This window comes from Halovivax cerinus, assembly GCF_024498195.1.
Lineage (GTDB): Archaea > Halobacteriota > Halobacteria > Halobacteriales > Natrialbaceae > Halovivax > Halovivax cerinus.
In genome coordinates, this window is sequence record NZ_CP101824.1 from 1,473,680 (window position 1) to 1,485,746 (window position 12,067).

8 protein-coding genes are annotated in these 12,067 nt (G+C 63.1%); 5 read left to right on the plus strand and 3 right to left on the minus strand.

Annotated elements, in window-relative coordinates; genetic code table 11:
• Window positions 1–157 precede the first annotated feature (157 nt).
• Window positions 158–868 (plus strand): hypothetical protein, encoded by a 711-nt coding sequence (locus NO366_RS06775; RefSeq protein WP_256533566.1) that lies wholly within the window; start codon window positions 158–160, stop codon window positions 866–868.
• A gap of 444 nt (window positions 869–1,312) precedes the next feature.
• Window positions 1,313–1,462: a hypothetical protein gene (locus NO366_RS06780; protein WP_256533567.1), complete on the plus strand. Its 150-nt coding sequence runs from the start codon at window positions 1,313–1,315 to the stop codon at window positions 1,460–1,462.
• Window positions 1,463–1,540: 78 nt separating this feature from the next.
• Here NO366_RS06780 and NO366_RS06785 read toward each other — a convergent pair whose 3' ends face one another.
• A complete protein-coding gene (locus NO366_RS06785; protein WP_256533568.1) occupies window positions 1,541–4,486 on the minus strand; it encodes an OmpL47-type beta-barrel domain-containing protein in 2,946 nt (981 codons plus the stop codon).
• A gap of 160 nt (window positions 4,487–4,646) precedes the next feature.
• Window positions 4,647–9,308, minus strand: coding sequence for a carboxypeptidase regulatory-like domain-containing protein (locus NO366_RS06790; protein WP_256533569.1), 4,662 nt, complete (start codon window positions 9,306–9,308; stop codon window positions 4,647–4,649).
• Between the two features lie 697 nt (window positions 9,309–10,005).
• Here NO366_RS06790 and NO366_RS06795 point away from each other — a divergent pair.
• From NO366_RS06795 to NO366_RS06805, 3 genes are all read left to right on the plus strand, one after another.
• Window positions 10,006–10,275, plus strand: a complete 270-nt coding sequence (locus NO366_RS06795) for a hypothetical protein (RefSeq protein WP_256533570.1) — start codon at window positions 10,006–10,008, stop codon at window positions 10,273–10,275.
• Window positions 10,276–10,773: 498 nt separating this feature from the next.
• Window positions 10,774–11,151, plus strand: coding sequence for a DUF7718 family protein (locus tag NO366_RS06800; protein ID WP_256533571.1), 378 nt, complete (start codon window positions 10,774–10,776; stop codon window positions 11,149–11,151).
• Window positions 11,148–11,285, plus strand: coding sequence for a hypothetical protein (locus tag NO366_RS06805; RefSeq protein WP_256533572.1), 138 nt, complete (start codon window positions 11,148–11,150; stop codon window positions 11,283–11,285). The genes NO366_RS06800 and NO366_RS06805 overlap by 4 nt, the downstream gene beginning before the upstream one ends.
• Window positions 11,286–11,418: 133 nt before the next feature.
• Here the strand turns inward: NO366_RS06805 and NO366_RS06810 are convergent, their stop codons facing one another.
• The gene (locus tag NO366_RS06810; RefSeq protein WP_256533573.1) at window positions 11,419–12,042 is read right to left on the minus strand and encodes a DUF7437 domain-containing protein; all 624 of its coding nucleotides are present in this window, start codon (window positions 12,040–12,042) and stop codon (window positions 11,419–11,421) included.
• Window positions 12,043–12,067: the final 25 nt, after the last annotated feature.

The window sequence follows — 12,067 nt, forward strand, 5'->3', positions numbered from 1 at the left end:
GTCGTTCGACCCCGCGATAGCGTGTCAGTCTCCCTCTATTGAACGTTCAGATTCCGTTATAAACGCTTTCGTCGTCTCTCGGACCGTCCTGTACGAGTTCAAACGGAACGAACTGCTTGGGGGCTTTATCCGGGACTCGCGAGTGTTATCGAGTGCAATGAATCGAATCAACGCACCCGTCGCTGCTGCGCTGGCGGCCCTGCTCGTCGTCGCCGCGTTGGCGCCGCTCGGCGTGGCTGCGGCGGCCGATGAGACGAACGAGCTGTCGGTCGCCGTCTCGGATACCGACGGCGACCCGGTCGTCCACGTGACGGCGAACGGGAGCGCGGTCGAGAACGCTTCCGTGAACGTCACGCTCGCGGACGACTCGGACGATGACGACGCGGACGACAACGAATCCGACGAAGACAACGAATCGGACGACGAAGGGTACGCGGGCGTCGGTACCTACGAGACCGACGCGAACGGGACTGTCGCCCTGCCCGCGCCGGAGTCGGACGTGACGATCGCCGTCACGGCCACCGCTGACAACGCGTCCGCGTCGACGACGGTCGAACTCGACGCCGACGACGAGGCGACTGACGTCGGCTTCGGCCAGATCCTGTCGCAGTTCATCCAGGAGAACAAGGACGAAGCCGACGGCCCGTTCGGGCTCATCGTCTCCCAGTTCGTCCACGACAACAACCCCGGTAACGCGCCCGACCACGCCGGTCCGCCGGACCACGCAGGCGGCAATCAGAGCAGCCAGGGTCCGCCGGACCACGTCGATGACGACGATGGCGACGATGACGGCGACGACGAGGGCGGCCCACCGGGTCACGGAGGATCGCCGGGTGACGACGGCGACGCTGACGACGAAGACGAGTAACGAGCGACGACAGTACACCCTGCCGACTAGCATCACAGTCCACGCTCCGCGCGCATCCTGTTGCAGGCACCCCCACTACCGATCCCGGTCCCACCGGATCGAACGCGCGCGTTTTCCCCATTCGTCGACTCAATAGCAGCGGCCGGCGTACGGGCCGCTTTCCGGCACCGTTCGGAGGAGCGATGCTGCCTATCCGGTCGGCCGATCGTCCATCGCTGTCGACGTAGTCCCGGGAGTAGCGACGACGAATGAGAAGGTATAGTATTACTATATGGATAGTAGTATTATGGCACGTGGTCCACTACTACTGGGTCCGATGGGCAGTATCGATATTCTCATTCAGCTACTCGCGGTAGGGGTTTACTTCGGATTCATATTTGCAGGTGTCTGGATTTACGATACATATATCAAGCGGAGATAAACTCAAATCGGTGAATACTGGTATTGCTTCGTCGGTTGCCGTTGCAGGAGACCGACACAGTAGCGCGTGATGGTACGACGGCGCTGTTACGGGAAGGGTTCGAAGGTGCGGGCCAGTTGCAGTTTCTGAAGGCCGAAACCGTCCGCCTCGCCGGTTCGAACGTCACCGGTTAACTGGGGGTGCCGAACGGGAAGCACATCGTGAGGTTGTACGGTAGTCGAATCACCGGCTGTGGCGCCCGTCGCGAATCGTTACTGCCGGCGGAGTGCCACTCCGAGAACGACGAGCGCGACGAGCGCGGCGACCGGTGTGAAGCCGGGGATGCCGTCACCGCCGTCGGAACCGTCGCCGGCCGGCGTGGACTCGGATTCGTTCTCGTCGGTCTCCGCCGGCGATTCCGCCGACGCCTCCTCGACGGTGACCGTCCCGACGGCCTCGCCGTTGACGCTGACCTCGTAGGTGCCAGGTTCGTCGATGGCGTGTTCGAGCCTCGCCTCGACGCGTTCGCCGGCCGGGACGGAGACCGTCCTCGTCCCGACTACCGATCCGTCGAGTGCGAGTTCGAGCGTGCGGTCGCCGGCGGCGTCACCGGTGTTCGCGACGACTGCGGTGACCGCGATCGAGTTCCCGGCGTCGATCTCCGGCGTGTCGAGGCTCGTCTCTCGGACCGAAAGCGACGGTTCCGGGTCGGATTCCGGCGGTGGCGGCGGCAAGCCGGGACCGCCCGAGTCGTCGGCGGTGACGGTGAGGTTGAGCGTCGTTCCGTTTCGGTTCCCGGCGGTATCGGTGACGGCCACGGAGAGCGTGTGGTTGCCAGTGGTCTCGGGCGCTTCGACCGTCGCAGTCCAGTTCCCGTCCGCCTCTCGGAGGGCTGTCTCGTTCGTCTTGACGGCGTGGACGCCGCTTTGGTCATCGGCCACCTCGACGGTGAGCGTGAACGCCTCACCGGGCGTCAGATCCCCTCGCTTCGACGCCGTCGCGTTCACTATCGTCGGCGATCCTCGGTCGATTCCGACCGTCGCGTTCGCGGTCGGTTCCGTGTTGTCGAGCCGATCGACACTGTGGTACGCCAGCTCGTGAGTGCCGTTCGCCGTGAGCGACACCGGTCCGGTGTACGGGTCGAACGCGCCCCCATCTCTGCGAAGGACGGTCGTCTCGACGCCGGTCGTCGCGTCCGTCGCGTCGAGGGTGACTTCGACCGATCGGTTCGTCCAGCCGTCGGTCAGTGTCCGGTTCGTCGAGAGCGTCGTCTCGGGTGCCTCGCGGTCGATCCCAACGGTCGTGTTCGTGATGGACGCTGCGTTACCGACTTCGTCGGTGCTGAAGTACGAGATGATGTGCGTTCCGCTCTTCGCCAGGGTGATCGGTTCACTGTAGGTGCTGAAAGGCTGCCCATCGACGCTGACGAGGGTCTCGGTGACGTTCGATGTCGAATCAGTCGCATCAAGGCTGACCGCGACCGACCCGTTGGTCCAGCCGTCGGTCAGCGTGCGGTTCGTAGAGAGCGTTGTCTCAGGTGCCCCGCGGTCGATACCGATAGTCGTGTTCGTTACCGCCTCCGTGTTCTGGAGTTCGTCGGTGCTGTAGTACGAGATTTCGTGAGTCCCGTTCGCCGACAGGGTGATCGGACCGCTGTACGTGGTGTCTGGACCACCGTCGACACTGACGACCGTCGTCTCGACGCCGGTCGTCGCGTCCGTCGCCTGGAGGGTGACTTCGACCGATCGGTTCGTCCAGCCGTCGGTTAGTGTCCGGTTCGTCGAGAGCGTCGTCTCGGGCGGCGTCGTGTCGACGGTGATCGATCGATTGCTGTCGGTCGACGTATCGTCGTCCCCATCGCGCACGTACGTCGTGAGCGTGTGCGTGCCGTCGGTCAGCGTCCGGTTCGTCTCGAACTGACCGGCGCCGTCGGAGGTCGTCCCGTCGCACCCGAGCGCCTGGAACTGACCATCGTCGACCGAGAGGTACGCCCGGTAGGATGCATCGTACGGACTCGACCCCTCGATCGTGATCGGTACGGTGCTCTGGTTGAAGCGCTCGGTCGAGTTAGAAATTTCGGCTGTCAGACCCGCCGGGACGACGTCTGCGAAGGCTTCGCCCGTGATGTCGACGTAGGTATCGTTGTACGAGGCGTTTCGGGGCGTGAACGTGCCGGAGTCGTTGTGGTGGACCCGCTGGGCGGGCTCGATCTGGGTCCCCTCGTGGTACTCGTTCCACGTCTGGACCAGCAGGTGCGAGAGGTCGTAGTCAACGAGGTCGTTGATCGCCGTCTCGTACTCGGTCGCGTTGCGTTCGAGGAACGGTGCGTCTTCGGGATGTGGCTTCGTGAACCCGGGCGAGACGTAGCCCGAGTCGGGCTGGGTTCCCAACCGGTTCGCCGGTGCGTACTGGTGCCAGCCGTCGATCCCCGGTTCCGTCGCGGCCATATCCCCGTTGACCTTGAGGACGACGTGGACGTCGGTCTGGTTCTTCACTCGGCGCCAGCGCTCCGGGTACGTGGTGTTCTCTCCCTCCTGGAGGTCGCCGTCGTCCGTTATCTCCCCGTAGACGTACACCACTGGCGAGCCGTTGATCGTGTAGTAGTACGGGCTGTCGGCGTAGTTCGCTTTGATGTACTCGATGTCGTCGACGATCTCGTCGACCGGTGGATCGTCGAAGTCATCGGAGCTGTTGTATCCCGGCCCCTCCTTCTCGTAGTACATCGCCCACTTCAGATTTCGGTGCGGATTGGTCGCACTCGGCATGATCTCGTCGACGATGGTGTCGAAATTCTCGTCCGTTCGACTGCCAGGTCCCCACCACGACGAGATCGCGACCTCGATGTTCGCCTGGCGCATCTTCTCGAACTGCCAGCGCTTGACGCTCCGATTGGTGCTGTTGTACAGTTCGATCTCGGGTTGGTACCCTGGAACGAGATCTGGCGTGTAGTTCGCGTACCACGTGTCGGGTGGATCGTGGTCCTGGTCGCTCCAGTGGGCGTCGTCGCCGTACCACGGGTAGAAGAACGTCCCAGACGTCTGGTTCGGCTTGGTCAGCGAAGCGCTGGCGTTCTGGCAGGCCTGGGGAAGCGTCTGGGCGCCACTCCCGGCCGTATGCGGGGACGACTGCGCGAGTGGGGCCGGGGCCGACAGGGTACCGACGATAGAGACGAGTAGAATCGTGACGAGAATTCCGGCCCACACCCGCGACCGTCGCATCACCTGATCATTCGAACCATCGAACAAATAGGTGTGGGATATTTTCGCACGGGCTCGGTTCGACGAGTCCCGAAACCGCACCCGAGTGGTAGAGCAGCGTGAGGCGAACGCCGATCTGTATACTGAACCGCTCTCCTGCCCGACGGCGTCCGATGATCCGTTATTGCCGTCGAGTCAGGACGACCGTCACTGCCAGGGCGACGAGCGCGGCGACCGGCGTGAAACCGAGGATGCTGTCACCGCCGTCAGGGGTGTCGACATCGTCGGTCGACGCGGACTCGTTCCCGTCGGTCTCCCCCACTGGCTCCGCCGACGCTTCGGTGACGGTGACCGTTCCGACCCCTTCGCCGCCGATCGTACCGCCGTCGACGGCGAGGTCGTACTCGCCGGGGTCGTCGAAGGTAAACTGGAGCGTCGCGTCGACGCGTTCGCCTGCTGGCACGGTGACGCTGACCGTATCGAGGACCGATCCGTCGTGGGTGAGTTCGAACTCCCCCTCGCCCTCGGCGTCGCCCGTGTTGCTCACCGTCGCCGTGACCGATCCCGTCTCGCCGACTGCGAGTTCGTCGGTGTCGAGGGTCGTGTCGACGAGGTAGAGCGAGGCCTCGGATCCCGACGACGACGGCGGTGCTGGCGGGAGTCCGCCGCCGGACGACTCTTCGACGGTCACGTTCGTCGACGCCGACGCGTTCGCCGTGGCGACGGTGTAGTTCGCCTCGCCCGTCGTGGCCGGCGTGTGCGTGAACGTGATCGTCGCGTTCTCGTCCGTGCGCCAGTCGTCGGTGGCATTGAGCGAGACGTTCTGCGTCCCGGTCTCGGTCCCGTTGACGAGCAGTCGGACGGAGTCGTTCCAGTCGTCGGTGCCCCGGTTCGGGATCGTCGCGGAGACGTCCAGGCCGCTGTCGACGGTGGCCGAGTCGGGTGCCGTGAAGTCACGCACGCCGAAGTAGCGCGCTTTCTGCGTCAGCGTGGCGTTCACGTCCCCGACGTCGTCGGTCAGCTCGGAGACGTTCTGCGTCGCGTCCCGGAAGATCGGGTGGTCGAACGCGACGGTGTGGTTCGCGCCCGTGCCCGCCACGTTCTCGACGGTGTAGGTGCCGTTCGCGTCGGTCTCTGCGGGGTAGCTCGCCCCCGCCGTCGTCTCGGCGCTGATCGAGACGTTCTCGAGGAGTGCGCCCGCGGTCGAGTTCACGGTGCCGGAGATCGAGGCGTTGCCGACCATCTCGACGGCGATGGATTCGTTGTACCCCAGTTCGACGGTGAGGTTCGTCCTGTACTCCTCGTACCCGGCCGCACTGGCGTTCAGCGTGTACTCGGCGCCCGTCGCCGGGACGTCCGCGATCGCGAATCGCCCGCCGTCGCTCGTCTCGTTTGGCCCGAGCGTCGTTCCCCCGTCGGGGTAGTCGACCGTCAGGGTCGCGTTGGCGAGGTGGTGACCCGAGACGCTATCGACGACGGCACCGCGGATCGTCGCCGCGCCGGTCGGGGCGAAGTCGACTGTCGCGGTGGTGTTCGACGCCACGGCGACCGAGTCGTTCGTCGCCGCGTCGTAGCCCGTCGCGTTCACGCTGACGGAGTAGTTTGCGCCCGTGCCGGGGACGTTCGCGACGGTGAACTCGCCAGCCGTGGTCGCTTTCTCGTCCCCGCCAACGGTTTCAGTTCCGACGATGGCCGTCTCGCCGTCCGGGTAGGTGACGGTCACCGGCGCACCGACGAGCCCCTCGCCGGAGTGGGCGTCGGTGACGGTGCCGGTGATGGTGGCGTTGCCGGCGAGCGTCCGGTCGAAGCTGACGATCTCCGACTCGTTCGCTTGCACGCTCGTGTCCGTGAGCGGCTCGTAGCCATCGGCGGTCACACTAACGCCGTACGTCGACCCGTTGCCCGGCACGCCCTCGATCCGGAACGTGCCGTTATCGGGCGTTTCGGCGGATCCGACGGCCGTCGTCCCGTCGGGATACGTCACGGTCACGGTAGCGTTCGGGAGGGGTTCGGTCGCCGCTTCGTCCGTGATGGTCCCCTCGACGACGGCGTCGCCGCGGAGGGTGACCGTCCCCTGCGGGTTGTCGCCGGCCGAGAGATCCTCCAGCGTCGATACGTTCGCCTCGTAGCCGGTGGCGTCGACCGAGACGGTGTAGTTGTAGGCGCTGGAGACGTTCTCCACGGTGACCACACCCGTCGCGTTGGTCGATGCGTTGTAGGTACCGACGGTCTCGTTTTCGAGCGCGACCGTCGCGTTCTCGATCGGTGCGCCGGAGATCTGGTCACCAACGTCCAGCGTGACGTTTGCATCGCCGGAGAGCGAGGCGTTCAGGGAGTACTCGCCGTCGACCGTCAGGTCCGTTCGCTCCCAGCTATCGTATCCCGAAGCGTCGATGGAGACGTTGTACGTTCCGTTCTGCGGGAGGCCCACGCTGTACGCCCCGTCCGCCGCCGTCGCCGCGGTTGCCACCGTCTCGCCGGCGTCCTCGACGGCGACTTCGATTCCGGCGAGTCCGGTTTCGGTCTCGTAATCGGTGACGGTTCCGGTGAGCACGGTCGTGGCTTCCAGCTCGATGTTTTGGGTGTGATCTCCGTCGATCGTGAGCGACTCGTTCCACGGCGCGAAGCCCTCGGCGTCGACCGAGACGTTGTACGTCGCCCTGGTTCCAGGGAGCGATATGGCGTAGCTCCCGTCGGACGTGCTTCGGCTTTCGTAGGTTCGCGATCCGGTTTCGGCCGTAACCGTCTCTTCTGGGAGTGGTGTCCCGTCTCCGTCCGTCATCGTTCCGGAGAGTGTCGCGTTCCCGGTGAGCTGGATCGTGCCGAGGTCTTTCACACCGGGGTTAGGCATGTCTATCGATTCGGTGGTGTTGGTCTCGTACCCGGGAACGTCGACGGTGAGGTTGATCTGAGAACCGCCTTTCACGCCGTCGAGTTCGAACGCTCCGTCGCCGTCAGCCTCCGTCGAGACGGAGAACGAAGAGCCGTTCTCGTAGGTGACGGCGATCTCAGCGCTGGCGTTCGGGAGAGCCGCCTGCGACACCTCGGTCGCGTCGGTGAGCGTCCCGGAGACGGACGCATTGCCGTCGAGCGAGACGTCGGCGGTCACGGTTTCCATTCCGCGCGGGCTGACTTCTGCCGAATTCTCTTCGTACCCATCGGCGGAGGCGATGACGGTGTAATTGCGAATCGCCGGGACGTTCTCCACTACGTACGTTCCGTCGGGATTCGTCTCAGCGGTGGTACTCCAGTCGTCGTTAACCGCCTCGATTGCTACGGTCGCACCCTCGATATGTTCTCCTGTTTTGTTGTCTGAGATTGTGCCCTCGACCCTTCCGCTAGTCACCTCTTGGATCGCAGCGGTAGCGTTGACGATCCCGTGTCCGTATCTGGTGTCTTGCTCGGGTGGTTCACCTGCAGGTTTCCAGGCCGTTTCTGTTAGGGCATTTTGTATCTCTGTCGGCGTGAGATCCTCTTTCGTCGCCGACTCCATCAGCGCCGCCACCCCTGAAACATGTGGCGTTGCCATCGATGTCCCGGTAAAGTAGTCGTAGTTTCCACCTGGAATAGAACTGAATACTCCGACTCCCGGAGCGGTAACGTCGGGAACGATCCAGCTATTGGGGTCCCCAGACCCATATGAGTCAAAATAGTGTCGATAGACGACTTCTCCGCTCGAATTCGTGTACATGTCAGCATTCCAGTCGGTGCCGCCGACGGCGAGCGATTCGTTGGTGTTTGCGGGCGATCCCGAGGTGCCTTCGCCGTCATTACCTACGGCTGCGATGACGGCGACGCCGTTGGCGTTCGCGTTTCTCACGGCCTTGACGTAACTGTCGTCGTACCGATTCCCTCCGAGACTCATCGAGATGACATCGACGTCGGCTGGATGATCGGCCGCCCACTCCATCGCCTCCAGAATGCCCGACGTTGAACCACTGCCATCACTCGCCAAAACCTTCCCATGGAGCAATCTTACGTCCGGTGCAACGCCGTACTGTTCGTTGTACGCGGTCGTGTCGCCTCCAACCGTTCCCGACACGTGCGTTCCGTGGCCGTTGTCGTCGTACGGCGATGATTGGTGATTGATAAAATCTTTCCAGCCGTCGTCGATGAGGTCAAGGTCGTTGTGATTTTCGGTGTCTATCCCAGTGTCGAGAACGGCGACCGTTGCGCCGCCTCCTTTCGTCCCGAATTCATCCCATGCCTCGGGTACGGAAATCTGTTCGAGGCCGTAGGTTGGATTTCCGGACGCGGATAAATTTACTGATGTAGATGCGTTTACCGGTGATGTAGAGTTCGGTCGGTTGGCAGGTCCGGTCTTATTTGACCCAGAAAGTCCCGTCGATTGCGTCACCGCGGCTTGGACCTCGTAATTTGGTTGTATGCCAGCCACCCCGTCGATTCGTGCCAGTTCCTCCAGCGCCACCTGCTCCGTATCCACCGTCACGAGCGCCGCGTTCGTAATCCAGAAGTCGTTCTCCACGGTCACGCCGTCCGTCCCCGCCGCGTAACGCTTTAGTGGTGCCTGCGAGGCACTCGCTTTCGTCTTCAGCGTCTCGACCGCGTTCGAACTCGCCTTGACGCTCGCCAGATCGGCCGATTCGAACCGGACGATCGCCTCTACTTCACCATCGGATTCTTGTAACGCCTGATCGATCTCGACGTCCGCCGCCGGGTTCGACCCGACCTCGGTTGCCGACCCGTTATCACTATCGACCCGGTCGTCGCCGGCCGCGAATGCCCCGTCGGCCGCCACGATACCACCGCCCAGCAGAATTCCGGCGAGGACCACCGCCACCAGGATGGTCCGCCGAGAAACGTCGCCTGCCCTGAATACCATCGATAGTGAACATACTCTATCGAAGGAACAAAGGAATTCTGCATCGCACAGTTTATTCTAGCGTTCTATGAAGGGCAAATCTGACGATACTGAAGGATATCTCGCCTACTGATCTAGATTTCTGAAGAGCGCCCAGGACCAAGCCGAACGTCGCGTGGCATTCCGTCGGTGCGGGCCCTGTCCACAAACTAAGCCGTAGAACGGTAGCGGGTGTACTATCTAAGTACTTTCACCAACTCGTTCTAAATTCGTAAAATACTCTCTCCAATCCGATAATTAGCGATAGCTATAAGATAAAACCGATCGAAGGCCGTGTTGGAAGCACCCGTCTCTCTCCGTCGTCAGGGGCAGCGCCGAGAATGCCCCGGGTGAGGTAGCACCCGAGACGATGCTTCCAACCCATAGATGGGAGTGAAAGCATGACCGACTACAGTACACACCACCATAAGCATCCCGACAGCGAAACGCTCGACTCGGGCCATCTCGGCCCGTTTTTCGACAGAATTAGCGCCGAGTCCGAACCGGCGAACCCGGCGACCGACCCGGCAACGCGTCCGGGGCCACCGTCGTCACGGACGCCCCGTCCGGCGCCACGGACGCCTCGAACGGGGCCGACCATCCGTCCAGGACCGACCGACCACTCCGACGACCAGGATCCCGATCCGCCGGGAGCGGCCGCCCTGGCCGAGGTGGCGGTGTGACGCCCGCGGGCGGTGCGAACGGATCCGACGTGGGCGAACCTGACGCTGTTGAATCCGACGACGCCGACGCGAACGCGACCGAATCAGACGACGGCGACGACGTCCCGGCGTGGAAGGCGTACGGCTACCCCCGAAAACCCGAGTGGGCGCCCGACTGCCCGCGGTGTGGCGGCCCCATCCTCGGGGTGACGGTCGCCGGCCCGGGCGTCAGTCAGGTCACACCGTGTGGCTGTCGCGTCCCGCCCTCGGTGATCGAGATCCTGTAGGCGACGCGAGGGGATTCGATCGGGTCGTGAGTTGGCGGTCGGTGTGGTTGATGAGAGAGTGGACGAAAATGAACCCCTCACGGCCCCCGGTAGAAAGCCCTTGGTCCTTTCAGTCCCCCGGGGTTGTTTGATCGTATGCCCTCTGGTTGCAGCGTCTAGAAGCTAGTGGGTACTGTCTCGTGGTCAACCATAGGACACGTAAGCGCTGTATCCGTCGGGAATTGAATTCAATTATTATTTAACGATGAACGTGTATATGTACCATGTCAGAAATTACTCTCGATATAGCGTGCGGTCGGTGCGCTTCTCTGTGGCTCGCGGTGGAGATGTTACCCGTACGACGTTGGCACGGCGGATTGGTAGGGGCCGGTGTTGTCGCCACAACAGACGGGTACGTTCGTGATATCGTCCGCAAGATACGTGGCGGGCTGCAGTACGAAAGTCGCGTAGACAGTAGAGCGGTCGATGCAGTCCCCGTCCGGTGTGGGTGAGATGCGGATGAGCGAAGGCCCCAGAGACTACGACCGAGTGTTCACGACGCCACTGGAGTTCCGCGTTCGGCGTCGAATCGGCTATAGCCACGATCACGGGATAGTGACCCGATTCGTGGTGCAACTTGAGTACAGATTGGGCGGGAGCTGGGCGGAAGTCGTCCGATTCGACCACGATCCGGCAGGCGAACAGGGTCACGACGTGACCGTTGAGGGTGTCCACATGGACGTCTACCGAGATGGAGAGAAAGTACGGTCGCCGGAAATCTTCCCACCGATGCCAGCGAACGATGCGCTCACGAGCGCCGAAGAACACTTGACCCAGCACGGCGAACGGTACGTAAAGAGGTTCGAGGAATGGCACGACATCAGACGGAACCCATGACTGACGAAGAACTCGACGAATTCCGGGACGCGATGGAGGAACAGGGAGAGACACTCCGCAAAGCGCTCGCAGAAGACCTCGGTGGGGACGCTGACAACTACCGAACGCGCCCGATTGCCGACGGCGGCGAGTGATTCTGCATCTCTTTCCGGTTCGATACTGGTGCCGACAGATGCGATCCATTTGAACGGCTGCGGGACGACTTCGCTACTCCGGTCGCAGTCACGTTCTCGTCCCTTCAAAATCGAGTGCGGTGTCCCCGTTGGACTACTCGGTCTGGGTCTCGGGGTTCGAGACGTCGATCTCGTTCCGGCAGTCGATCTCGTCGGCGATGTCGGGAAACATCGCGTCGAAGTGCGGGTCGGACGTCTGGCCAGCCGCGAGGACCGGTTCGAGCGCGAGTACGATCCGGATCGCCTCACCGGTCGGAACGCCGAGCGGTTCGGCTGCCGTCCGTTGCGTGATTCGCCCCGCGTAGTGGCGTCCGGCCTCCCGGACGGCGGCGGCGAGTTTCCCGACGCCGTGACGCTCGACGAAGTACGCGATATCGTCGTCGATCTCCTGGCGGGCGACCGCGTGCAGAATCGTCGGCGTGATCGTGCTCCCGTCCGCGTCGATCCGAACCGGACTCGCGGTGACGTCGACCGGTCGATCACCGTCGAGGTCGACGACACCCAGTGATTCGAGCGTCTCGACGTGATCGTACACCGTGGTCTTCGGAATCGAGAGCGCATCCTCGATCTGCGGTCTGGTGACCGGCCCGAAGTAGCACACGTAGACGTAGACGCGGGCCAATTCCGGCTGTTCGAGTAGCCGACCGACGGTCGCGAGCTGGTTAATCTCGGTTTCGATATCCCCCGGTGGGATCGTCGCTGCGGGGGCGGGACCCATCACCGGCTAGTTCGAATTCCTCGAA

Excerpts from the sequence above, each read along its gene's own strand:
- NO366_RS06775 (WP_256533566.1), top strand. The coding sequence starts at position 158 with ATGAATCGAATCAACGCACCCGTCGCTGCTGCGCTGGCGGCCCTGCTC.
- NO366_RS06790 (WP_256533569.1), bottom strand. The coding sequence starts at position 9,308 with ATGGTATTCAGGGCAGGCGACGTTTCTCGGCGGACCATCCTGGTGGCG.
- NO366_RS06805 (WP_256533572.1), top strand. The coding sequence starts at position 11,148 with ATGACTGACGAAGAACTCGACGAATTCCGGGACGCGATGGAGGAACAG.
- NO366_RS06810 (WP_256533573.1), bottom strand. The coding sequence starts at position 12,042 with ATGGGTCCCGCCCCCGCAGCGACGATCCCACCGGGGGATATCGAAACC.
- NO366_RS06800 (WP_256533571.1), top strand. The coding sequence starts at position 10,774 with ATGAGCGAAGGCCCCAGAGACTACGACCGAGTGTTCACGACGCCACTG.
- NO366_RS06785 (WP_256533568.1), bottom strand. The coding sequence starts at position 4,486 with ATGCGACGGTCGCGGGTGTGGGCCGGAATTCTCGTCACGATTCTACTC.